This is a genomic window from Rhizobium sp. AAP116 (assembly GCF_001295785.1).
Classification (GTDB): Bacteria; Pseudomonadota; Alphaproteobacteria; order Rhizobiales; family Rhizobiaceae; genus Allorhizobium.
Window position 1 is genome coordinate 92,331 of the sequence record NZ_LJIB01000020.1, and the last position, 22,703, is coordinate 115,033.

The 22,703-nt window shown below is 60.7% G+C and carries 20 protein-coding genes; 14 read left to right on the top strand and 6 right to left on the bottom strand.

Translation table 11 applies throughout. The features are described from left to right. Positions 1-131: 131 nt before the first annotated feature. Positions 132-1,016: a pyridoxal kinase PdxY gene (pdxY, locus tag IP85_RS12640; protein ID WP_054150036.1), complete on the top strand. Its 885-nt coding sequence runs from the start codon at positions 132-134 to the stop codon at positions 1,014-1,016. Between the two features lie 65 nt (positions 1,017-1,081). After that, positions 1,082-1,735: a carbonic anhydrase gene (locus IP85_RS12645; RefSeq protein WP_054150037.1), complete on the top strand. Its 654-nt coding sequence runs from the start codon at positions 1,082-1,084 to the stop codon at positions 1,733-1,735. 72 nt (positions 1,736-1,807) lie between these two features. Here the strand turns inward: IP85_RS12645 and IP85_RS12650 are convergent, their stop codons facing one another. Both IP85_RS12650 and IP85_RS12655 read right to left on the bottom strand, forming a co-directional pair. After that, on the bottom strand, positions 1,808-2,629 hold the full coding sequence (locus IP85_RS12650; protein ID WP_054150038.1) for a lytic transglycosylase domain-containing protein: 822 nt from the start codon (positions 2,627-2,629) through the stop codon (positions 1,808-1,810). Positions 2,630-2,806: 177 nt separating this feature from the next. Continuing rightward, positions 2,807-3,838: an aspartate-semialdehyde dehydrogenase gene (locus IP85_RS12655; protein WP_054150039.1), complete on the bottom strand. Its 1,032-nt coding sequence runs from the start codon at positions 3,836-3,838 to the stop codon at positions 2,807-2,809. A gap of 411 nt (positions 3,839-4,249) precedes the next feature. Here IP85_RS12655 and IP85_RS12660 point away from each other — a divergent pair, with 411 nt between their 5' ends. Beyond that, positions 4,250-4,801: a GNAT family N-acetyltransferase gene (locus IP85_RS12660; RefSeq protein WP_054150040.1), complete on the top strand. Its 552-nt coding sequence runs from the start codon at positions 4,250-4,252 to the stop codon at positions 4,799-4,801. A gap of 3 nt (positions 4,802-4,804) precedes the next feature. On the opposite strand, the gene IP85_RS12665 is transcribed toward IP85_RS12660, so the two are convergent. Together IP85_RS12665 and IP85_RS12670 are read right to left on the bottom strand one after the other, a co-directional pair. Further along, positions 4,805-5,203, bottom strand: a complete 399-nt coding sequence (locus tag IP85_RS12665; protein ID WP_054150041.1) for a DUF2794 domain-containing protein — start codon at positions 5,201-5,203, stop codon at positions 4,805-4,807. Between the two features lie 94 nt (positions 5,204-5,297). Next, a complete protein-coding gene (locus IP85_RS12670; protein WP_054150042.1) occupies positions 5,298-6,236 on the bottom strand; it encodes a LysR family transcriptional regulator in 939 nt (312 codons plus the stop codon). A 171-nt stretch (positions 6,237-6,407) separates the two neighbouring features. On the opposite strand from IP85_RS12670, the gene chvE reads away from it, so the two are divergent. The 9 genes from chvE to IP85_RS12715 all read left to right on the top strand — a co-directional run bounded on the left by chvE (position 6,408) and on the right by IP85_RS12715 (position 17,172). Beyond that, entirely contained in the window at positions 6,408-7,478 is a 1,071-nt protein-coding gene (chvE, locus tag IP85_RS12675; protein WP_054150043.1) for a multiple monosaccharide ABC transporter substrate-binding protein, read from the top strand. A gap of 121 nt (positions 7,479-7,599) precedes the next feature. Further along, positions 7,600-9,135 carry a multiple monosaccharide ABC transporter ATP-binding protein gene (gene mmsA, locus IP85_RS12680; RefSeq protein ID WP_054150044.1) on the top strand — a complete coding sequence of 512 codons (1,536 nt, stop codon included), beginning with the start codon at positions 7,600-7,602 and terminating at the stop codon, positions 9,133-9,135. Beyond that, positions 9,135-10,346, top strand: a complete 1,212-nt coding sequence (mmsB, locus tag IP85_RS12685; protein WP_054150045.1) for a multiple monosaccharide ABC transporter permease — start codon at positions 9,135-9,137, stop codon at positions 10,344-10,346. Before mmsA ends, mmsB begins: the two co-directional genes overlap by 1 nt. A 10-nt stretch (positions 10,347-10,356) precedes the next feature. After that, a complete protein-coding gene (araD1, locus tag IP85_RS12690) occupies positions 10,357-11,322 on the top strand; it encodes an AraD1 family protein (RefSeq protein WP_054150046.1) in 966 nt (321 codons plus the stop codon). 49 nt (positions 11,323-11,371) lie between these two features. Next, positions 11,372-13,117 (top strand): L-arabinonate dehydratase, encoded by a 1,746-nt coding sequence (araD, locus tag IP85_RS12695; protein ID WP_054150047.1) that lies wholly within the window; start codon positions 11,372-11,374, stop codon positions 13,115-13,117. Positions 13,118-13,128: 11 nt separating this feature from the next. Further along, complete coding sequence (locus IP85_RS12700) at positions 13,129-14,058, top strand: Gfo/Idh/MocA family oxidoreductase (protein ID WP_054150048.1); 930 nt, start codon at positions 13,129-13,131, stop codon at positions 14,056-14,058. A gap of 21 nt (positions 14,059-14,079) precedes the next feature. Further along, a complete protein-coding gene (locus IP85_RS12705; RefSeq protein WP_054150049.1) occupies positions 14,080-15,594 on the top strand; it encodes an aldehyde dehydrogenase (NADP(+)) in 1,515 nt (504 codons plus the stop codon). Between the two features lie 9 nt (positions 15,595-15,603). Next, complete coding sequence (locus IP85_RS12710; RefSeq protein ID WP_054150050.1) at positions 15,604-16,536, top strand: 2-dehydro-3-deoxygalactonokinase; 933 nt, start codon at positions 15,604-15,606, stop codon at positions 16,534-16,536. A gap of 3 nt (positions 16,537-16,539) precedes the next feature. Then, positions 16,540-17,172, top strand: coding sequence for a 2-dehydro-3-deoxy-6-phosphogalactonate aldolase (locus IP85_RS12715; protein WP_054150051.1), 633 nt, complete (start codon positions 16,540-16,542; stop codon positions 17,170-17,172). A 271-nt stretch (positions 17,173-17,443) separates the two neighbouring features. Here the strand turns inward: IP85_RS12715 and IP85_RS12720 are convergent, their stop codons facing one another. Then, on the bottom strand, positions 17,444-18,232 hold the full coding sequence (locus tag IP85_RS12720) for a thioredoxin family protein (protein WP_054150052.1): 789 nt from the start codon (positions 18,230-18,232) through the stop codon (positions 17,444-17,446). A gap of 162 nt (positions 18,233-18,394) precedes the next feature. Then, positions 18,395-21,088 carry an aconitate hydratase AcnA gene (acnA, locus tag IP85_RS12725; protein WP_054150053.1) on the bottom strand — a complete coding sequence of 898 codons (2,694 nt, stop codon included), beginning with the start codon at positions 21,086-21,088 and terminating at the stop codon, positions 18,395-18,397. Between the two features lie 273 nt (positions 21,089-21,361). On the opposite strand from acnA, the gene ccmA reads away from it, so the two are divergent. Both ccmA and ccmB read left to right on the top strand, forming a co-directional pair. Further along, positions 21,362-22,009, top strand: a complete 648-nt coding sequence (ccmA, locus tag IP85_RS12730; RefSeq protein ID WP_156322870.1) for a heme ABC exporter ATP-binding protein CcmA — start codon at positions 21,362-21,364, stop codon at positions 22,007-22,009. Beyond that, positions 22,006-22,665: a heme exporter protein CcmB gene (gene ccmB / locus IP85_RS12735; protein WP_054150054.1), complete on the top strand. Its 660-nt coding sequence runs from the start codon at positions 22,006-22,008 to the stop codon at positions 22,663-22,665. The genes ccmA and ccmB overlap by 4 nt, the downstream gene beginning before the upstream one ends. Positions 22,666-22,703: the final 38 nt, after the last annotated feature.

A 22,703-nucleotide genomic window follows, 5' to 3' on the forward strand; every position in this document is an offset into this window, starting at 1 on the left:
AGTATGTATGGAACAGGAATAGGAAAAAATCAGGCGAAAATATGCGGTCAAATTCGTAAGATTCAGGAAATTTTTGTACCAGATGGTGTCTTTCCAGTTCGATTGCTGGCTTAGAAAGCGAATCACATAAAATGCGCGAATTCAGCAAGGGTGCAGTTATCGTCATTTCGAGCCATGTGGTCCGAGGATCCGTGGGCAACAGAGCCGCCGTGTTCGCCCTGGAAGTCCTGGGTCGGCCAGTCTGGGCACTTCCGACAATCGTGCTTCCCTGGCATCCGGGACATGGTCCGGCGACGCGTCTGCGATTTTCCGATGACGACTTCGACAGCGTGATCGATGACCTGATCAGGGCGCCCTGGCTCGGAGAGGTTTCCGCGATATTATCCGGATACTTCGGCAGCGCCCGCCAGCCGGCAGCCGTGGCTCGTCTCGTCGAAGCTGCAAAAGAAAAGAATCCGGATCTGATCTATGTGTGCGATCCCGTGATTGGCGATCTCGGAGGACTTTACGTGCCGGTCGAAACCGCAACGGCCATCCGAGAGCGGCTCATTCCGCTTGCCGATCTTGCGACACCCAATCGCTATGAACTGCAGTGGATGGCAGGACGCGAGCTGCCAAGCAACCAGGCGATCATAGAAGCGGCGGGCGATCTCGGACCGAAACGCATGCTGGTCACCTCCGCGGTGCCAATGATGGCCAAGGGAACAGGAAACCTCCTGCTCAGCGGTCGCTCGGCCCTGCTCGCCGAGCACCGGCTCATCGACAATCCGCCAAACGGTCTAGGCGATCTCCTGGCCGCCGTCTTTCTGGCGCGTCTTCTCGAAGGCATGGACGAAGAAAAAGCGCTGCAACTGGCGACGTCCAGTGTCTTCGAAATTCTGATGCAAACAGCCAAGCGCGGCGGTGACGAGCTGACTCTGGAGAGTGACGCCTCCAGCCTTTCGACCCCCATGGCCATGGTACAGATGCGCCGCCTCTTGCATCCCGCCCTGCGGAGGCCCGGTAGCGGCTTCTGATTTCCCAGGCAATTCTCTGGCGGCACTTGGTTGCCAGTGCCGTTCACGCGCTGTAATCGGTAGCGATGAGCCAATTTCCCTCCGCACTTCTCAACGGCTATCGCAACTTCATGAGCGGCCGGTATCACGATCAGCGTGACCGCTATCGCGTCCTTGCCGAGCAGGGGCAAAAGCCCAATACGCTGGTGATTGCGTGCTGCGATTCCCGGGCTGCGCCCGAGGTGATCTTCGATTCCATTCCGGGCGAGCTCTTCGTTGTCCGCAATGTTGCCAATATGGTGCCGCCCTACGAGCCGGACGGGCAGTACCACTCAACCTCGGCTGCCCTCGAATTCGCCGTCCAGGCCTTGCGTGTGCAGGACATCATCGTCATGGGCCACGGGCGATGCGGCGGTATTCGTGCAGCCCTTGATCCGAACGCCGAGCCACTCTCGCCGGGAGATTTCATCGGCAAGTGGATGAACCTCGTCGCGCCCGCTGCCGAGCAGATCCAGAGCAACTCCACCATGACGCCAGCCGAGCGCCAGACGGCCCTCGAGCGCATCTCCATCCGAAATTCGATTGCCAATCTGCGGACTTTCCCTTGCGTGAAGATCCTTGAGGAGCGCGGCAAGCTGCGCATCCACGGTGCCTGGTTCGACATCAGCAATGGGGAATTGTGGGTCATGGACCCGAAGACCAGGGACTTCGAACGGCTCGGTGCCGAGACCGGCAATTGATCAGCCTGTTATCGACTTTCACCTTTACCTGAAATGCGAAACGGCGGCCCGTGGCCGCCGTTTGCTTGTCGATTATTCGGCGTCGATCCGCGCGCCGATATAGGCAATTGCCTGCTGGTAGACGCTTGCGGCATTCCAACCCTGGATGGCGGCGTAGTTCGGCTCACCCTGCTGATAGCCGGCGCCTGGCTGCCAGCCATGGCCGCGCAAAAAGTTTGCGGTCGATGCGAGAGCGTCGGCGCGCGAACGGACCATGTCGATATGGCCATCGCCGTCACCGTCGACACCGAAGCGAATGACGTTGCGCGGCAGAAACTGCGTCTGGCCGATTTCGCCGTGGGCTGCGCCCTTGGCGTTGACATCGAGGTTGCCGGCCTGAACGAGTTCCAGCGCTGCGTAGAACTGGTCGGTGAAGAATGCGCTGCGGCGGCAATCGAAGGCGAGCGTGGCGACGGCCGAGAGGGTGTGCTCCTTGCCGAGGAAGGAGCCGAATCCGGTCTCCATGCCCCAGATGGCGATCAGCGGACCTGCCGGGACGCCATAACGCTTCTCAAGCCGTGCAAAGAGAGCCGCGTTGTTCTTCTTCATCGTCTTGCCGCGGTTGATGATAGTCTGTCCGCCGCGCTTCTGCATGAACTGATCGAAGGAGAGCTTGAAGCTCTTCTGACCGCGGTCTGCACTGATGGTGCTGCGGCTATAGTTGACCGCGGAGAAAACCTTATCGAGCATGCGCGGGCTGAAGCCCTGGGCAGCAGCCTGCTGCTTGAAAGCGGCGCTCCAATCTTCAAAGCCAGCGGAAGTGTTGCTGCAAGCAGCGGCGGCGGCGTGTTGCGTGCCGGCGAACAGCGCGACGACGGAAACGAGAGCCGCCGACAAAGTGGATGTCAGTCGCATTGATGCCTCATAACGGACTGTGGAGGGCGATTCGGCCGCACCATGCCAGTGAAAGATGACTCTGTCATCCGTCCAAAGCTAATGTAGGGCCGTGAAGGTCTCAAATCGGATCACTTTCAGCTGAAAGCGCCGTTCGAGGCTTCCCGTGTTCAATCGGGAAGCCTCTGCTGCAATAGATCAAGCGGCTGCGCGGGGCTTGATCAAGCCGCGATTGACGAGCAGCTCGGCAATCTGGATGGCGTTGAGGGCTGCACCCTTGCGCAGGTTGTCGGAGACGACCCACATGTTGAGACCGTTCTCAACCGTCGCATCCTCGCGGATACGGGAAATAAATGTGGCATCTTCTCCGGCGCATTCGACGGGCGTGATGTAGCCGCCGTTTTCATGCTTGTCGATGACAAGGCAGCCCGGAGCCTCGCGCAGGATGTCGCGGGCCTGATCGGCTGTGATCTCGTTCTCGAACTCGATGTTGACGGATTCCGAATGACCAATGAAGACCGGAACCCGCACGGCAGTGCAGGTCACCTTGATCTTCGGATCGAGCATCTTCTTCGTCTCGGCCAGAACCTTCCACTCTTCCTTCGTGTAGCCGTCTTCCATGAAGCTATCGATATGCGGGATGACGTTGAAGGCGATGCGCTTGGTGAACTTCTTCGACTCGACCGGATCGGCGACGAAAACGGCGCGGGTCTGCGTGAACAGTTCGTCCATGCCTTCCTTGCCGGCGCCGGAAACCGACTGGTAGGTCGAGACGACGACGCGCTTGATTTTGGCGACATCATGCAGCGGCTTCAGTGCTACAACGAGCTGGGCGGTCGAGCAGTTTGGATTGGCGATGATGTTGCGCTTCTTGAAATCGACGATGGCGTCCGGATTGACTTCCGGAACGATCAGCGGAACGTCCGAATCGTAACGCCAGGCCGAGGAGTTGTCGATGACGACGCAGCCCTGCGCGCCGATCTTCGGCGACCACTTCTGGGAGATGGTGCCACCGGCCGACATCAGGCAAATGTCCGTGTCGGAGAAATCGTAATTGTCGAGGTTGGAAACCTTCAGGACCTTGTCACCGAAGGAGACTTCCGTGCCCTGCGAGCGCGCCGAGGCAAGTGCCACGACTTCCGATGCCGGAAAGCCGCGCTCGGAGAGGATGTTCAGCATTTCGCGCCCGACATTGCCGGTTGCGCCTACGACTGCAATCTTGAAACCCATGTCTATGCTCTCTTTCTGTCTCTCCTCGGGTGGTGAGGGGGAAGCTCGCGACGGGTGCGCAACCTTCCTTGTCCCCGGCCGTGCCGGGGAGAGAGCGGTGGCCGAAGACGTCAGACGGTTTTCGTCGTCGTTTTGGCCTTGGTCGTGGATGCAAGAGAAAGGCATGCGCCACCGGCAGCAGACTGCTGCAGGGGGTGGAAGACCGCAAAGGGTTGCCCGAAAGCGTGCATGGACCGAATTCCTCTTCGCGGCGAGGGATTACAAGGTTTTCAGCGCGAGTCAAGCCGACACACCCGCCGCTTCGGCGAAAAGCGAAGGTGTTGGGATCGATCGCAGTGTCACCGTTACACTCCGGCGCTTGTCTCGCCTGTCAGCACGTGGATAAACAAGCAGGTTGACCGGAGTAGTTGCATGAATCTCGAAATTCGCGATCTGATCCCTGATGACCTTCCGCAGGTCACTGCAATCTACGCAGACGCCGTGGTCAACGGAACCGCAAGCTATGAGCTCGTTTCGCCCGATCTCGAAGAGATGTCGGGGAGATTTGCCGCCCTCAAGGCCAAGGGCTATCCCTATCTCGCGGCGGTCGATGAAAAGGGATCGCTTGCAGGCTATGCCTATGCATCGGCCTTCAGAACCCGTCCGGCCTATCGATGGCTCGTCGAAGATTCCATCTATATCGCCCCTTCGGCTCGCGGTCGCGGTGTCGGGAAGGCTCTGCTGAGAGAACTGCTGATACGGTGCGAGGCGCTGGGTTTTCGCCAGATGATCGCGGTCATCGGCGGTGCGAGCGAGGCGTCCATGGCGGTGCATCGCAGTTGTGGCTTCGAACCCGCCGGACGCCTGGTCGGAACCGGCTTCAAGCATGACCTGTGGCTCGACACCGTCTTCATGCAGAAGGTGCTGGGCGAGGGGAATTCCACCACGCCCGATCTGTCCAGCTATCCCGGCACGATGCCTTGATCGTCAGTCGAGGGCTTTCAATGCCTTGTCAAAAATCTTGAGGACCTGGCGAAGGTCGTGGCCGCGCTTCAGGATCCGGCCATCCGTTGCGATGACCGAAAATGCGCCCTGCTTGGCCGCAAGCTTCGGATTCTTTTCGATGCGGTAGAGCGGATATTCGCCTGACCTTTTGAAGACGGAAAAAACGGCTCGATCCTTGAGGTGATCGATCGCATAGTCGCGCCATTCACCCTCCCCGACCATGCGGCCATAGATCCAGAGGATCGCGTCCAGTTCGCGGCGATGGAACGTGACGGGAAGAGGGTCGAGGGATTGCCTGTATATGCCGAGATCGACTACGCCGGTGGCGCTTTTCTCGGCTCCCTCGTCTTCACGGCGCTGCCCTTCCGGCTGCTCTGTCATCAATGCTCCATGAGCTGCGATTCATGACGGCTGGGTGACAGTGTGCCTGACATGCCCGAAATTGCAAGCTTATCGGGGTCCCGCGACCATGGTCTCAGCGTCCTCTGCTCAGGAATCGACTGAGCAGCAGCTCACGCAGCCGTGCTGCGATCGGCGACAGACGTTTGCCGCTCAGGGTGATCAGATGATAGGGCGTCACTTCGATCGGCGTATCGAGTTTCAGCGTGGTCAGGTCGCCGACGGGCGTCTGTCGACAGAGAAGATCGGCGACTTCACGCGACATGGGAGCGATCGCGTTGGACGAGGCGAGCATCGCGATCATGACCAGAAGAGATGTGGTGTTGACAATGTTGCGCGGAATGGGGGCGCCTTCTTCGATGAAGACATTCTCCACCGCCTGGCGCAGGGGGGTGCCGGGCGCCTGCATGACCCAGGGGAAATGGGCCATGTCCGAGATGTTGAGCCGGTCCACGTTGACCAGCGGATGAATGCGGTGCACGACGATCTCCACCTCTTCCATGGTCGCGCCGTCGACATGGAACTGTCGCGCGTCGATGCCGGCCGGGATGCGCCCGAGAACGAAGTCGTACTGGCCTGACAGAAGATCGCGGATCATCTCGCCGCTCGGTGCAACGTCGACATGTATGTCGACGGTGGAGGCTTCAGCCTTCAACGCGCGGATGGCGGGCACAACGTAACCGACCGCTCCGCCGGTGACGGCGCCGATCCTGACCTTGCCTGTCAGCCCGCGCTGGATGGCTTCCACCTCGCGGGCGGCTTCGCGCATTTCCTCCAGTACGTTCTGTGCACGCCGAGCAAGCGCACTGCCGACAGCTGTCGGCTCCATGCCTTTGGGCGTGCGGACGAAGATCGGTGACCCGACATAGCGTTCGATTTCGCCCAACATGCGGGAAGCCGCAGGCTGCGTCAGCGCAAGCTCCTGAGCGGCCAAGCTTAATTGCCCGAGCTCCGCGATCGAGCGGATGAGGTTCAGATGCTTTGGTTGCAATCGGTGGACATGAATTTCGGCCATAAAGGACATATCAACCATGGTATGCAGAAAGTCAAAATAATCATTTGATCGGTATATTGGCCACGATAAGACTCGCCACGGAGCTGGGGGCTGCCGCGTCAGCCGCTCGTTCTTGTTTCAGCGAGTGCCAGGAGGAGCTTGGCCTCGCACGGTATGACCAGGGAGGTTACCATGAAGAAACTTGGCGCCCTGATTGCGTCGCTCGCAATCGGCATCGCATCATTCGCGCCCGCGTCCTTCGCACAGGACAAGGGCATGGTCGGCATTTCGATGCCGACGAAGACGTCGACCCGCTGGATCTCCGATGGCGAGACCATGGAAAAGCTGTTCCAGGACGCTGGCTACACGCCGGACCTGCAGTTCGCTGACGACGACATTCCGAACCAGCTGGCCCAGATCGAAAACATGGTCACCAAGGGTGCCAAGGTTCTCGTGATCGGCGCCATCGACGGCACCACGCTCTCCGACATCCTGCAGAAGGCCGCCGATGCCGGCGTCAAGGTCATCGCTTATGACCGCCTGATCCGTGACTCGGGCAATGTCGACTACTACGCCACCTTCGACAACTTCCAGGTCGGCGTTCTCCAGGCAACCAGCCTCGTTGATGGCCTCAAGGCCAAGTTCCCGGACACCAAGCCGTGGAACGTCGAACTCTTCGGCGGTTCGCCTGACGACAACAACGCCTTCTTCTTCTACGACGGCGCCATGTCGGTTCTGCAGCCGCTCATCGACAGCGGCGACATCGTGATCAAGTCCGGCCAGCAGGGCATGGACCAGGTCGGTACGCTGCGTTGGGACGGCACCGTTGCCCAGGCTCGTATGGAAAACCTGCTGTCCTCGACCTACACCGAAGACAAGCTGCATGGCGCTCTGTCTCCTTATGACGGCCTCTCGATCGGCATCCTGTCTGCTCTCAAGGGCGTAGGCTACGGTTCGGGCGACATGGCGATGCCGGTTGTCACCGGTCAGGACGCCGAGCTGCCCTCGATCAAGTCGATGCTTGCCGACGAGCAGTACTCGACCGTCTTCAAGGACACCCGCGAACTCGCCAAGGTTGCCGTCTCGATGGTCGAAGCCATCATGGAAGGCAAGGAGCCCGAGATCAACGACAACGAGACCTACAACAATGGTGTTAAGGTCGTTCCGTCCTACCTGCTGAAGCCTGTCGCTCTCGACAAGTCGAATGCCAAGGACGTTCTCGTCGGCGCCGGTTACTACACCGCCGATCAGATCGACAACTGATCCTTCGGATCGCATCCGGGTCCGCGATCCGTCGCGGACCCCTTTTCTATACGCATTGAGGGAGCTCGCGCCTCCGGCTCGATCCAGATAGGATCGCTGGCTTGGCGCAGGAATTCTGTACATGGACAACATCATTCTCGAGATGCGCGGCATCACAAAGACATTCCCCGGCGTGAAAGCGCTGGACAATGTCAGCTTCAAGGTGCGCGAGGGGGAGATCCACGCGCTGGTCGGCGAAAATGGCGCCGGCAAGTCCACGCTGATGAAGGTCCTGAGCGGCGTCTATCCCGCGGGCACCTATGACGGCGATATCTACTACGACGGCGAAGTCCGTCGCTTCGGCCGGATTTCCGACAGCGAGGAACTCGGCATCATCATCATTCACCAGGAACTGGCACTCGTGCCGCTCCTGTCGATCGCCGAAAACATCTTTCTCGGCAACGAGATCGCCGACAAGGGCGTGATCCACTGGCCCCAGACCTTCGCGCGGACGAAAGAGTTGCTGGCGAAGGTTGGCCTGAAGGATTCTCCTTCCACCCGCATAACCGACATCGGTGTCGGCAAGCAGCAGCTGGTCGAAATCGCCAAGGCGCTGTCGAAGAAGGTCCGGTTGCTCATCCTCGACGAGCCGACCGCTTCTCTCAATGAAACGGATTCGGACGCACTCCTGACGCTTCTGATGGAATTCCGCAAGCAGGGGATGACCTCGATCATCATCTCCCACAAGCTCAACGAGATCCGCAAGGTCGCCGACAAGATCACCATCATTCGTGACGGTGGCACTGTCGAAACGCTCGACTGTCACACGCAGGAAATCACGGAAGACCGGATCATCAAGGGGATGGTCGGCCGTGACATGGAAGACCGTTATCCGAAGCGCGATCCGAAAATCGGCGACATGCTTCTCGAAGTGAAGAACTGGAACGTCTTCCACCAGAACCACCGTGATCGTCAGTTCCTGCACGATATTGCCTTCAACGTTCGGGCGGGTGAGGTCGTCGGTATCGCCGGGCTCATGGGCGCCGGCCGCACCGAGACGGCGATGAGCATCTTCGGCAAGTCCTGGGGTCACAAGATCACCGGTGACGTCTGGATGCATGGCAAGCCGGTCGACGTCTCGACGATCCCGAAGGCGATCGATGCGGGACTTGCCTACGTGACCGAAGACCGCAAGCATCTCGGTCTGGTCCTGCAGAACAACATCAAGGAAAACACCACGCTCGCCAATCTCGACGGCGTTTCCAGCGGCACCGTCATCGACGATCGCAAGGAAGCCAAGGTGGCGGCCGACTATCGTCAGAAGCTTCGGATCCGCTCACATTCGATCTACCAGGAAGCCGTCAACCTGTCCGGCGGCAACCAGCAGAAGGTTGTGCTGTCGAAGTGGTTGTTCACCAACCCCGAGATCCTGATCCTCGACGAGCCGACCCGCGGCATCGACGTTGGCGCAAAATTCGAAATCTACACCATCATCAACCAGCTTGCCGCCGAAGGTAAGGGCATTCTGATGATCTCATCGGAAATGCCGGAACTGCTCGGCACCTGCGACCGCATCTACGTCATGAACGAAGGTCGCATCGTCGCGGAACTGTCCAAGGAAGAAGCAAGCCAAGAGTCCATCATGCGTGCCATCATGCGCTCTGGGGAGAAACACTAATGGCCATCGACACAAGAACCGAAACCCCCAAGGTCTCCGTGGGCGACTATCTGCGCAACAACATCCGCGAATACGGACTGCTGCTTGCACTCGTCGTCATCATGTTGCTGTTCCAGTTCCTGACCGACGGCGTTCTCTTCCGCCCGGTCAACATCACCAACCTGGTGCTGCAGAACTCGTTCATCGTCATCATGGCGCTCGGCATGTTGCTGATCATCGTGGCGGGGCATATCGATCTGTCGGTCGGCTCGATTGTCGCCTTCATCGGCGGCATATCGGCGATCATGCTGGTCAAATGGGGCTGGCATTTCTCCCTCGTCGTTCCGCTGTGTCTGATGCTCGGCGGCATCATGGGCGCCGCCCAGGGCTACTGGGTCGCCTATCAGAAGATCCCGTCCTTCATCGTGACGCTCGCCGGCATGCTGGTGTTCCGCGGTCTGACCTATGTGGTCCTGCAGGGACGCCCGATCGGTCCGTTCCCGAAGGAATTCACGCTGCTGTCGACCGGCTTCATCCCGGATTTCATGCCGCTGACGGATGTTGCGACGACGGGTATCGCCAACCATGTCGCGATCATCGTGGTCGTGCTGCTCGTTGCCCTCGCCATCTTTAACGGCATGAAGCACCGTCGCCTGAACGAAGAGCATGGCACGGAAAACGAACCCTTCGTCTTCTTCGCCGTGCAGATGGGCATCATCAGCGTTGTCGCGATCTTCCTCGGCTATCAGCTGGCGACCTATCGCGGTCTGCCGAACGTGCTCGTCGTCATGGGCATTCTGATTGCCCTCTATTCCTTCGTCACCACCCGCACGACCATTGGCCGTCGCATCTATGCGCTGGGCGGCAACGAGAAGGCCGCAAAGCTCTCCGGCATCAACACCGAACGTCTGGTGTTCCTGACCTTCGTCAACATGGGCGTTCTCGCAGCGCTCGCCGGCATGATCATTGCGGCGCGCCTCAATTCGGCGACGCCGAAAGCCGGTGTCGGCTTCGAACTCGACGTCATCGCGGCCTGCTTCATCGGCGGTGCTTCTGCATCCGGCGGCGTGGGCAAGATTACCGGTGCTGTCATCGGCGCCCTGATCATGGGTGTCATGAACAACGGCATGTCGATCATGGGTATCGGCATTGACTACCAGCAGCTCATCAAGGGCCTCGTGCTTTTGGCTGCTGTCTTCTTCGACGTTTACAACAAGAACAAAGCAGTCTGAGGATAGGCTTATGTTTCTCTCGCAATTGAAGGCTGGCGGCATCATTTGCCGCCAGGGTGAGGCTGCGCGCCTTGTCCCTGGATTTAACTCCACATACGAACTGGCCAAGGCGGCGATAGCCGCCGGGACCACCGTGGCCGCCCTGATCGAAAAGCATGGCCAAGGCGACACCGTCGACCTCGTCGCGCTTGCGGCCGAAGGCAAGCTCGATTGCCCGGTCCGTCATCCGGATCCGGCCCACATGTACCTGACCGGTACGGGTCTCACCCATACGGGTTCGGCATCTGCGCGAGACAACATGCATGCGGACACCGCCGGCATGAGCGACTCGATGAAGATGTTCCGCATGGGTCTGGAAGGCGGCAAGCCGAAGCCCGGCGAGACCGGCGTACAGCCCGAGTGGTTCTACAAGGGCAACGGTTTCAACGCTGTCGCACCCGGCGACGACCTCGTGTCGCCATCGTTCGCTCTCGATGGTGGTGAAGAACCCGAGATGGCCGGTTATTACATCATCGGCGACGATGGCACCGCGCATCGCCTGGGCTTCTCCGTTGCTAACGAATTTTCCGACCACGTGACCGAGAAGATCAACTATCTCTTCCTCGCCCACTCCAAGCTGCGTCCGGCCTCCTTTGGTCCGGAACTGCGCGTCGGCGCCCTCCCCGACCACGTCGAAGGCACCTCGCGCATCGTGCGCGGTGGCCAGACCGTATGGGAGAAGCCGTTCCTCTCGGGTGAGGCAAACATGTCGCACACGATCGCGAACCTTGAATACCACCATTTCAAGTATGCGCTCTTCTGCCAGCCCGGCGACCTTCACATCCACATGTACGGCACGGCCACGCTTTCGGTCGCTGACGGGTTCGTCACGCAGGAAGGTGACGTGTTTGAAATCGAGTCGCCGCAATTCGGTCTTCCGCTGCGCAATCGCCTGGCAAAGGCTGCTGCAGAGACCGTCAAGGTGAAGATGCTCTGAGCGGATCGGCCCTCCGACCCGCCCATTCAACAGAGACAGGACGATAGCCATGAGCAAGTTCAAACCGGCGGCCTGGCCGCGCCAACTGAGATCGCAGCACTGGTATGGCGGCACGTCGCGTGACACCATCTACCACCGTGGCTGGATGAAGAACCAGGGTCACCCGCACGACCTGTTCGACGGTCGTCCCGTCATCGGTATTCTGAACACCTGGTCCGACCTCACCCCCTGCAATGGCCATCTGCGCGAATTGGCCGAAAAGGTGAAGGCCGGCGTTTGGGAAGCCGGCGGCTTCCCGGTCGAGATCCCGGTTTTCTCGGCGTCGGAAAATACCTTCCGCCCGACGGCCATGATGTATCGCAACCTTGCGGCGCTCGCCGTCGAGGAAGCCATGCGCGCGCAGCCGATCGATGGTGCGGTCCTGCTAGTCGGCTGTGACAAGACCACGCCGTCGCTGGTGATGGCTGCCGCTTCCACCGACCTTCCGTCGATCGTCGTGACTGGCGGTCCGATGCTGAACGGCTATTTCCGTGGTGAGCGCGTCGGATCCGGCACCCACCTCTGGAAGTTCTCCGAAGCCGTGAAGGCCGGCGAGATGACCCAGGAAGAATTCGTCGAAGCGGAAGCCTCGATGTCCCGTTCCAGTGGTACCTGCAATACCATGGGCACCGCCTCGACCATGGCCTCCATGGTTGAAGCGCTCGGCATGGCTCTGTCCGGCAATGCCGCGATCCCGGCCGTCGACAGCCGCCGCAAGGTGATGGCGCAGCTTTCGGGTCGTCGCATCGTGCAGATGGTCAAGGATGATCTGAAGCCTTCCGACATCATGACCAAGGAAGCCTTCGAAAACGCGATCCGCGTCAATGGCGCGATCGGTGGATCGACCAATGCCGTCATCCACATGCTCGCCATGGCGGGCCGTGTCGGCATCGATCTCACCCTCGACGACTGGGATCGCCTGGGCCGTGATGTACCGATGATCGTGAACCTCATGCCGTCGGGCAAATATCTGATGGAAGAGTTCTTCTATGCCGGTGGCCTGCCTGTCGTCATCAAGATGCTCGGTGAAGCCGGCAAGCTTCACAAGGACGCACTGACTGTCTCTGGCGAAAACATCTGGGACGAGGTCAAGGATGTCCGCAACTGGAACGAGGACGTCATCCTGCCGGTCGACAAGGCGCTGACCCAGCAGGGCGGTATCGTCGTCCTGCGTGGAAATCTCGCACCCAAGGGCTGCGTGCTGAAGCCGTCGGCTGCCTCTCAGCATCTGATGAAGCATCGCGGCCGTGCCGTGGTCTTCGAAGACATCGATGACTACAAGGCGAAAATCAACGACGAGGCGCTCGATATCGACGAAACCTGCGTCATGGTCCTCAAATACTGCGGTCCGCGTGGTTATCCGGGCATGGCCGAGGTCGGCAACATGGGCCTGCCGCCGAAAGTCCTGCGCAAGGGGATCACCGACATGGTCCGCATCTCCGATGCGCGCATGTCCGGTACCGCCTACGGCACTGTCCTGTTGCACACCTCGCCGGAAGCGGCGCGTGGTGGTCCGCTCGCGATCGTCAAGAACGGTGACTTCATCGAAGTCGATGTCGAAGCCCGTCGGGTGCATCTCGACATCTCGGACGAGGAAATGCAGCGGCGTCTGGCCGAATGGCGTCCGCCGGTCGAGCCGCCGGCCAGTGGTTATGCCAAGCTCTTCCACGATCACGTCGAGGGTGCCGATACCGGTGCAGACTTCGACTTCCTGAAGGGGTGCCGCGGTTCGCCGGTCGGCAAGGACGCACACTGAGGGATATCAAGATGGCAGAACGTATCCCGCTGGCGCTGGTCGGCATCGGCAAGATTGCCCGCGACCAACATATTCCGTCGATCGCAGGCGGTGACGACTTCGTCGTTGCCGTCGGGGTCAGCCGTCACGGCAAAGTCGACGGTGCCGAGAACTTCACCGACTTCGATGCATTCCTGGCTGCAAGGCCGGATATCAGGGTCGTGTCGCTCTGCACGCCGCCGGAAGTGCGGTTCGACATGGCAAAGGCTGCGATTGCTGCCGGTCGCCATGTGCTGATGGAAAAGCCGCCTGCAACCACACTCGGCGAAGCGGAGGCCCTTTCGGAGCTTGCCGCCAAGGCCGGTGTCACCTTGTTTGCCACCTGGCATTCGCGCTTTGCGCTCGGTGTCGAGCCTGCTCGCCAGTGGCTCGCAGACAAGGTCATCCAGTCGATTTCGATCGTCTGGAAGGAAGACGTCCGCCGTTGGCATCCGGGCCAGGCCTGGATCTGGGAGCCGGGTGGTTTCGGCGTCTTCGATCCCGGTATCAATGCTCTTTCCATCCTCACCGAGATCGTTCCCGACCATATCATGGTCGAGACGTCGGTCCTCGAATTCCCGGAAAACAAGAAGCAGCCGATCGCCGCTTCCATCGCCATGCGGACCGTCGAAGGTGCGCCGGTTACGGCCGAATTCGACTGGCGACAGGAAGGCCCGCAGACGTGGGACATCACAGTCCAGACGAATGCCGGCGAGTTGCGCCTTTCAAAGGGCGGCTCGGAACTCTATATCGGGGGTAAGGAACAGGCGTCCGGCCCGGACCGCGAATATGCTGGAATCTACGAACGCTTCGCCCACCTCATCCGCTCCCGCCAGAGCGACACCGACTATCAGCCGCTGCGCATCGTGGCGGATTCGTTCCTTTGCGGGGAACGAAAAGTCGTCGCTCACTTTGAAGACTGACATCAAAAGGAGGCCCATCCCATGGCCTATACACCGACTGGAAAACACCTGATCGCCGGCAACTGGGTTGCCAGCACGGATACTTTCACCTCGTCGCCTGCCACGGGCTCCTCCCACACGTTTTCGAAGGGCACACCTGCCCTGGTCGATCAGGCGGTGAAGGCCGCTGAAGAGGCCTTCGAAACCTATGCCTATTCGACGCGCGAAGAGCGTGCCGCTTTCCTCGATGCCATCGCTGAGGAGATCGATGCACGCGGCGATGCCATCACCGAGATCGGCTCCCAGGAAACCGGTCTTCCGGAAGCCCGCCTGATCGGCGAGCGCGGCCGCACCACCGGCCAGCTTCGTCTGTTTGCTGCCCATATCCGCAAGGGTGATTATCTCGACCGCCGTCACGATGAAGCCCTGCCCGACCGCAAGCCGCTTCCTCGCTCGGACCTCAGAATGGTCCAGCGCCCGATCGGCCCTGTCGCCGTCTTCGGTGCCTCAAACTTTCCGCTCGCTTTCTCGACGGCTGGTGGTGATACGGCTGCAGCCCTTGCTGCCGGCTGCCCCGTCGTCGTCAAGGCGCATGATGCCCATCCGGGCACCGGCGAAATCGTGGCTTCCGCGATCGATGCCGCGATCAAGCGTTGCGGCGTGCATCCGGGCGTCTTCTCGCTGGTGCATGGTGGCAGCCGTGACGTCGGCCAGGCACTGGTCCAGCATCCGCTGATCAAGGCGGTCGGTTTCACCGGTTCGCTCGGTGGTGGTCGCGCGCTCTTCGATCTCTGCGCCCAGCGCCCTGAACCGATCCCGTTCTTCGGCGAGCTCGGCTCGGTCAACCCAATGTTCATGCTGCCCAAGGCTGTTGCCACCCGTGGCGAAGCCATCGCCAAGGGCTGGGTCGGTTCGCTGACCATGGGTGCCGGCCAGTTCTGCACCAACCCCGGTATCGTTGTGCTGCTCAAGGGCGCCGACGCCGACAAGTTCGTCGAGACGGCAACCGAGGCCCTTTCGGGTGTCGGACCGCAGACCATGCTGACCGACGGCATCGCCAAGGCCTATCGTGACGGCGCAACCCGCATCGCCGGTACCGAGGGCGTGCGCTCGGTGCTCACCTCGACCTGCGACCTGCGCAACGCTACACCTTACCTGTTCCAGACCACAGCCAAGGACTGGCTCGACAATCACGTGCTCGGCGAGGAAGTCTTCGGACCGCTCGGCCTGATCGTCATCGCGGAAAGCGAAGACGAAATGGTTGCCATGGCCCGCAGCCTTTCCGGCCAGTTGACGGCATCTCTGCATGTTGACGCCGGTGACGAAGCGCTTGGCAAGCGGCTGATGCCGATCCTGGAGCGCAAGGCTGGCCGCGTGCTCGCCAACGGTTTCCCGACTGGTGTCGAAGTGGCCGATTCCATGGTTCATGGTGGCCCCTACCCGGCGTCCACGAACTTCGGCGCGACCTCGGTCGGTACGCTGTCGATCCGTCGCTTCCTGCGGCCGGTCTGCTTCCAGGACATCCCGGCGGCGCTTCTGCCGACCGATCTCGCCTGAGGACATCCCGTGACTGCATCAGCCTTTGCCGCGCTCGTCGATTGGGGCACCAGCAACCTGCGTATCTGGCTCGTTGACAGCCAGGGCGCGGTCCTTGGTGAAAGGCAGTCACCCGAGGGAATGGGCAGCCTGGATAAGGCTGCCTATCCTGCCGTGCTGGAAGGGCATCTTTCCGCACTCGGCGCACCATCGGATCTGCCGGTGGTGGTGGCCGGCATGGCCGGTGCCCGCACCGGCTGGCGGGAAGCGCCCTATGTGGAAACGCCAGCACCCCTGGTCGGCCTGTTCCAGCATGCGGTCCAGCCGGAGGGCGTCAATCGCCCGGTCTATATCCTGCCTGGCGTCTGCCAGCGCGAGGGCGGTGCCTTTGACGTCATGCGCGGCGAGGAAACGCAGTTGGCCGGTGCCCTGGAGCAGGGCCTCGACAATGCCCTCTTCTGCCTGCCTGGAACCCATTCCAAATGGGCCTTGGTCGAGAACGGTCAGGTGAAACGCTTCTCGACCGTCATGACCGGTGAGCTGTTCAATCTGATTAGCCGGCAATCGATCCTGCGGCTTTCCGTTCCGGAAGACGGTGATGCGGAAGCCGATCCCGACATTTTCGACGCTGCCGTCGATCAGGCGCTGCAGCCCGGGTTTGCGCTGACCTCCGTGCTGTTTTCGATCCGTGCCGAAAGCCTGCTTGCTGGCCAAGGCGCAAAGGTCAATCCGGCAGCTCGTCTTTCTGGCCTTCTCATCGGTGCCGAGATCGCTGCCATCCGCGATGACCTTCTGCGCCACGGAAAGGCCTATCTGATCGGTACGGGCAAGTTGACTCGTCTTTATGCGCGCGCCATCACCAAGGCCGGCGGTGAGCCTGTACTGCTTGATGGCGGCCTGCTCGTACGCCGTGGCCTGCTCGCCTCGGCGCTTTCGCTTTTCGATCATGAATTCAAGGACTGAACGATGACTGCCTCCGTTGCCTGGCCCGCCCTTCGCCGCAACCTCGTTGCCATCCTGCGCGGCATCAAGCCGACCGAGATCGAGGCAACCGTCGATGTTCTCATCGAGGCTGGCTTCGAAGCGATCGAAGTGCCGCTGAATTCCCCTGATCCCTTCGTCTCGATCGAAAAGGCGCGCAAGCGCGCTCCCGCAAACGTGCTGATCGGCGCCGGCACCGTGCTCGAGGTTGCCCAGGTCGATCGTCTTCATGACGTCGGCGGAAATCTGCTCGTCACCCCGAATGTCGAACCCGACGTTATCAGGCGTGCCGTCGCCCATGGAATGGTCGCAATGCCGGGCGTGTTCACGCCGACCGAAGCGCTTCTCGCTGCCAAGTGTGGTGCTGCTGCGCTGAAGTTCTTCCCGGCAAGCGTTCTCGGACCAGGCGGTATTTCGGCGATCAAGGCCATCCTGCCACCGAATCTGCCGATCGGCGCGGTCGGCGGTGTTTCCGATTCCAACTTTGCCGATTACTGGAAAGTCGGCGTTCGTGCCTTCGGTCTTGGCTCCAGCCTGTACAAGCCGGGCGACGATGCCAAGCTGATTGGCGAGCGTGCGGTTAAAAGCGTGGAGGCCTACGACGCCCTGCAGGGCTAAGTGGGAACGACCTTATCTGCATTAAGAGCCCGTCCGCCTGCCGGACGGGCTTTTTTCGTTTCAACTTATGAATATCGCGTGTGACCGATATCACGCGTCAAATCAGATAAACGTGCAGCTGCCCAAATTTGAACATACCTGCGCCGCTTTTTGCGATATAGTATAACTAACTTGGTTGGCGCGGTGCGCCAAAAGGTCCGGTCTGGCGCATTGACCCCTTACCCCCAGCCCCCCAATGCTTCCGGGCCGGACCACACCAGGTTGTTTTCCCTCACAGCGTATTCGGCTTCACCATCATCATCGTCGCACCGACGATATGGGAGGGGTTTCCTTTTTCATCTGCCGTTTGCAGCAGGATCGCACAGCCGTCGCTCTTGTCGTCGCCCATTCGTCTGGCGGGCAGCGTGATGTCCAGAGGCTTCCCGTCCCACATGCCGACAGTCTGCACATCGGTCACGCTGTGCCAGTAGTCCAGGTTCTGTCCGGTGTTTTCACCCTTCAGGACCTCGACGGTCTGATGCTGGCGGAAGTAAACGACGACAACATTGGCCTTGCCGCGTCCGGCACCCACCGAAATCGTCAGCTGGTCGTCGTGCCGCGAGGCGCGGATGGGCACAAGCAGGCCCTTGCCGGCAGACTGGAGCTTCTGGAGGCGGCGGTCGATATCCGTTGCGTCGGTACCCTTCAGGTGCTCCCGACCGTTGAGAACCGCTTGGGGCGTGTAAACGCCGCTTCGGCCAAAGGCCTTCGCATAGGCATATTGCCGCTCGGTGTTCTCGGGCGTGGCAAGCGTATCGGCCCAACCGAGATAATTCCAGTAATCGACGTGATAGGAGAGTGCCACCACCTCGCCCTGGCGGACCAGTTTCTCGAAGGCGCGATCGGCAGGTGGGCATGAACGGCAGCCCTGCGAGGTGAAGAGCTCGACGACACCCTTAGGTTCGACAAATTCCTCGGCCGTGCCTTGCCCCGGAAAGAGGAACAGGCTTGCGGCGGCGAGGGCCACCATTGCCCATGCCGTGACCCATGCCGTTGTCTTGTCAGAATTCTTGTGCCGCATGCTATCGAGATGCCTTCACTTGAGTGCAGCACTGATAGCGCCAAGAGCGCCATGCGGGAAGTCACGATGGGGTGAAACTTTCGGCACCGGCCGAGCGTGCTGGTGCAAAAGAAAAGGCCGCCGGTTTCCCGACGGCCTTTCTTGGTTTTGTGATTTAACCGATCAGGCGGCGAGATCGCGCAGAACGGTCTGCAGGATGCCACCATTGTTCATGTAGGTCACTTCGTCGAGCGTATCGATGCGGCAGAGCAGCGGTACGTCCTTCACGGTGCCGTCGGAGTAGGTGATCTTGGCGATCTTCTTCTCGCGCGGCTTGATGTCGCCTTCCAGGCCTTCGATCGTCACGATCTCGTCGCCCTTGAGGTTCAGCGAAGCCCAGGTGGTACCTTCTTCGAAGGTGAAGGGCACGACGCCCATGCCCACGAGGTTCGAGCGGTGGATGCGCTCGAAGGACTGGGCGATCACGGCCTTGACGCCGAGAAGGTTGGTGCCCTTGGCTGCCCAGTCGCGCGACGAACCGTTGCCGTATTCGACGCCGGCGAAGATGACGAGCGGAACGCCCTCTTCCTTGTACATCATGGCTGCATCATAGATCGACAGCTCTTCCTTGGACGGATAGTGGACGGTGTAGCCACCTTCCTTGCCGTTCGGGCCGAGCATGTGGTTGCGGATGCGGATGTTGGCGAAGGTGCCGCGCATCATGACTTCATGATTGCCGCGGCGTGTGCCGTACTGGTTGAAGTCCGCCACGCCGACGCCGTTGTCGGTCAGGTAGGCACCTGCCGGAGACGCTGCCTTGATCGAACCGGCCGGAGAGATGTGGTCGGTGGTGATCTTGTCGCCGAAGAGACCAAGGACGCGGGCGCCGTTGATGTTCTTCAGGCCCGAGCCAGTCTTGCCCATGCCGACGAAGTAAGGCGGGTTCTGCACATAGGTCGACTTGTCATCCCAGGCATAGGTCTGGCCTGCGGGGACCTGAACGGCCTGCCAGTTTTCGTCGCCCTTGAAGACGTCGGCATACTTCGATTCGTAAAGTTCGCGCGTGACGTATTTCAGGATGAACTCCTGGATCTCGTGCGAGGTCGGCCAGATGTCCTTGAGGAAGACCGGGTTGCCGTTCTGGTCTTCACCGAGCGGCTCCGTGGTCAGGTCCTTCTGGACCGTGCCGGCAAGCGCGTAGGCAACGACCAGCGGCGGAGATGCCAGGTAGTTGGCCTGGACGTCAGGCGAGATGCGGCCTTCGAAGTTACGGTTACCCGAAAGTACGCCTGCGGTGATCAGGCCCTTGTCGTTGATCGTCTTCGAGATCGGTGCCGGCAGCGGGCCGGAATTGCCGATGCAGGTCGTGCAGCCGAAGCCGACCAGGTTGAAGCCCAGTGCATCAAGCGAAGTCTGAAGGCCAGACTTGGCGAGATATTCGCCAACGACCTGAGATCCCGGCGCAAGCGAGGTTTTCACCCACGGCTTGGACTTCAGGCCCTTGGCAACGGCGTTGCGGGCGAGAAGGCCAGCTGCAATCAGCACGCTCGGGTTCGAGGTGTTGGTGCAGGAGGTGATTGCGGCAATCGCCACGTCGCCATGGCCCAGATCGAAGTCCGTGCCTTCAACCGCGTAGCGGTTCGAGAGCTGGCCGGGCTTCTTGTAATCGCCTTCGAGAGCCGTTGCGAAGTTCGGAGCAATGGTTTCGAGCGGCAGGCGGCCTTCCGGACGCTTCGGGCCGGCCATGGACGGGACAACGTCGCCGAGATCGAGTTCCAGCGTGTCGGTGAAGACGAGATCCGAACCGTCGCTGTCACGCCACATGCCCTGAACCTTCGAATAGGCTTCGACGAGGGCGATACGGTCCTTGGTGCGGCCGGACATGGTCAGGTAGTTGATGGTTTCGCCATCAACCGGGAAGAAGCCGCAGGTCGCGCCGTATTCCGGACCCATGTTGCCGATCGTTGCACGGTCGGCGAGCGACATCGAATCAAGGCCGGGGCCGTAGAATTCGACGAACTTGGAGACGACGCCCTTCTTGCGCAGCATCTGCACGACGGTCAGAACGAGGTCGGTCGCGGTCACGCCTTCCTTGACCTTGCCGGTCAGCTTGAAGCCGATGACTTCAGGCAGCAGCATGGAGACCGGCTGGCCGAGCATGGCGGCTTCGGCTTCGATACCGCCAACACCCCAGCCGAGAACGCCGAGACCGTTGATCATCGTCGTGTGGCTGTCCGTGCCGACGCAGGTGTCCGGGTAGGCGGTGGTTTCGCCGTCCTCATCCTTGGTCCAGACGGTCTGGCCGAGGTATTCCAGATTGACCTGGTGACAGATGCCGGTGCCGGGCGGCACGACGCGGAAATTCTTGAACGCCTGCTGGCCCCACTTCAGGAAGCGGTAGCGCTCGCCGTTGCGCTCGTATTCGAGCTCGACGTTGCGGGCAAAGGCCGTCGGCGTGCCGAATTCGTCGACGATGACAGAGTGGTCGATGACCAGGTCGACCGGAACCAGCGGATTGATCTTTTCCGGATCACCACCGAGATTGACCATGGCGTCGCGCATGGCAGCGAGGTCGACGACGGCGGGAACGCCGGTGAAGTCCTGCATCAGCACGCGGGCCGGACGATAGGCGATTTCTGCCTCGGTCAGGCCCTTGTTAGCAAGCCATTCGGCAACGGCCTGAATGTCCTTCTTGGTGACCGAACGGCCATCTTCGTTACGGAGAAGGTTCTCGAGAAGCACCTTCATCGAGTAAGGGAGCTTCGATACACCGGCAAGACCGTTCGCTTCGGCCTTCGGGATGCTGTAGTAGACATAGTCTTTGCCGTCGACGGTCAGGACCGACCGGCAATTGAAGCTGTCGAGAGATTTAGCCACGGATAGAAACCCCGCATATTCTGATAGCCAACACAATCGTGCGGACGCCTATGCACTTCATGCACATCAGGATGCGGGTACGACCATTTCCGCTGTCCGCACGTGAAAATCGCTCCTCGCGATATTCAAGTTCGGCACAAGGATGAACTTCACGCCGGCCGCTGGCGTGGTTGCAGGTCTTATAGATAATTTCTAAGAAAGGCGCCAGACCGACGAAGGACGAAAACGGAATTTTTTATGAGGCAGGCCTCATCCTGCCAGAAGGCGACCATGATCAGGTTCGAAGCCGAAAATCTCTCAGCGCGCCGTCGCGAGGATCTGATTTTCGTTAATGTTTCCTTTAAGTTGGCTCCAGGAGAAGCGATGGTTCTGACGGGCCGAAACGGCTCCGGAAAATCGACGCTTCTGCGCGTCATTGCCGGACTTCTTCGTCCGGAGACAGGCCGGGCGGTCTGTGTCTCCGACGCGGACGTAGAGGCCCGGCCCGCCGGAGAATTCAGCCATTACCTCGGCCATCGAAACGGCATGAAGCGCGAACTGACGGTCGCCGAGAACCTCGCCTTCTGGAAATCCTTCCTCGGCGATATCGGCGGAGGAGTGGGGCTCAGCGTGGAGGAGGCGGCTGCGGCCGTCGATCTTTCCGGCATCACGCATCTTCCGTACGGCTATCTTTCTGCCGGACAGCAGCGGCGCTTCGCCATGGCGCGGCTTCTTGTCGCGCATCGCCCGGTCTGGATCCTCGACGAGCCGACGGCTGCACTCGACCGCAAGGCGGACGCGATGTTCGAAGAGCTCGTGCGCCGTCACCGGCAGTCTGGCGGTATCGCACTTGCCGCAACCCATCAGCCGCTCGGGATGGAAGGAGCCCAGACCTTGGAGATGCTCGGCTTCGATGGCGTCGAATTGGAGTATTCCGCATGATGGCGCTTTTTCTCCGGGATCTGAAACTCTCCGTCCGTGCCGGCGGCGGCGCGATGATCGGTGTCCTGTTCTTCACCACGGTCGTTGCCGTCATCCCCTTCGGTGTGGGGCCGGATCTCAATCTGCTCTCGCGGATCGGACCTGCCATCGTCTGGATCGGGGCCCTGCTCTCTGCCCTGCTCGGCCTCGATCGGTTGTTCCAGGCCGAACGCGACGACGGGTCGCTCGACATTCTGCTGATGCAGGAAACACCGCTCGTGCTCACAGTGCTTGTCAAATGCCTGGCGCATTGGGTTGCTACCGGTCTGCCGCTGGTGATCGCCTCGCCCCTTCTCGGCCTTTTCATGAACATGGATGAGGTCGCCATCGGCGCCGTGATGCTGACACTGCTGGTCGGATCGCCGGCGATCACCTTCATCGGTGCGGCCGGTGCCGCGGTCGCCGTCGCCCTGCCCCGCGGTGGTCTGCTGGTGTCCATTCTCGTGCTGCCGCTTGCCGTCCCCGTGCTGATCTTCGGTGTCAGTGCCTCCTATGCGGCGGTGGAGGATCCTGCCCCTTTCCTGCCGCCCTTCATGTTCCTTTCGGCCATCACGCTTCTCTTTGCCGTGATCGGACCCGTGGGTGCGGCCGCCGCCTTGCGCAGTTCAGGCGATTGAGACAATTCGGCTTGACTAGGATCAATTGCAGGGCCGGC

Excerpts from the sequence above, each read along its gene's own strand:
- IP85_RS12660 (WP_054150040.1), top strand. The coding sequence starts at position 4,250 with ATGAATCTCGAAATTCGCGATCTGATCCCTGATGACCTTCCGCAGGTC.
- IP85_RS12705 (WP_054150049.1), top strand. The coding sequence starts at position 14,080 with ATGGCCTATACACCGACTGGAAAACACCTGATCGCCGGCAACTGGGTT.
- mmsB (WP_054150045.1), top strand. The coding sequence starts at position 9,135 with ATGGCCATCGACACAAGAACCGAAACCCCCAAGGTCTCCGTGGGCGAC.
- chvE (WP_054150043.1), top strand. The coding sequence starts at position 6,408 with ATGAAGAAACTTGGCGCCCTGATTGCGTCGCTCGCAATCGGCATCGCA.
- IP85_RS12645 (WP_054150037.1), top strand. The coding sequence starts at position 1,082 with ATGAGCCAATTTCCCTCCGCACTTCTCAACGGCTATCGCAACTTCATG.
- ccmB (WP_054150054.1), top strand. The coding sequence starts at position 22,006 with ATGATGGCGCTTTTTCTCCGGGATCTGAAACTCTCCGTCCGTGCCGGC.
- IP85_RS12670 (WP_054150042.1), bottom strand. The coding sequence starts at position 6,236 with ATGGCCGAAATTCATGTCCACCGATTGCAACCAAAGCATCTGAACCTC.
- IP85_RS12665 (WP_054150041.1), bottom strand. The coding sequence starts at position 5,203 with ATGACAGAGCAGCCGGAAGGGCAGCGCCGTGAAGACGAGGGAGCCGAG.
- araD (WP_054150047.1), top strand. The coding sequence starts at position 11,372 with ATGAGCAAGTTCAAACCGGCGGCCTGGCCGCGCCAACTGAGATCGCAG.
- IP85_RS12700 (WP_054150048.1), top strand. The coding sequence starts at position 13,129 with ATGGCAGAACGTATCCCGCTGGCGCTGGTCGGCATCGGCAAGATTGCC.
- IP85_RS12650 (WP_054150038.1), bottom strand. The coding sequence starts at position 2,629 with ATGCGACTGACATCCACTTTGTCGGCGGCTCTCGTTTCCGTCGTCGCG.
- IP85_RS12655 (WP_054150039.1), bottom strand. The coding sequence starts at position 3,838 with ATGGGTTTCAAGATTGCAGTCGTAGGCGCAACCGGCAATGTCGGGCGC.
- araD1 (WP_054150046.1), top strand. The coding sequence starts at position 10,357 with ATGTTTCTCTCGCAATTGAAGGCTGGCGGCATCATTTGCCGCCAGGGT.
- IP85_RS12715 (WP_054150051.1), top strand. The coding sequence starts at position 16,540 with ATGACTGCCTCCGTTGCCTGGCCCGCCCTTCGCCGCAACCTCGTTGCC.
- IP85_RS12720 (WP_054150052.1), bottom strand. The coding sequence starts at position 18,232 with ATGCGGCACAAGAATTCTGACAAGACAACGGCATGGGTCACGGCATGG.
- mmsA (WP_054150044.1), top strand. The coding sequence starts at position 7,600 with ATGGACAACATCATTCTCGAGATGCGCGGCATCACAAAGACATTCCCC.
- pdxY (WP_054150036.1), top strand. The coding sequence starts at position 132 with ATGCGCGAATTCAGCAAGGGTGCAGTTATCGTCATTTCGAGCCATGTG.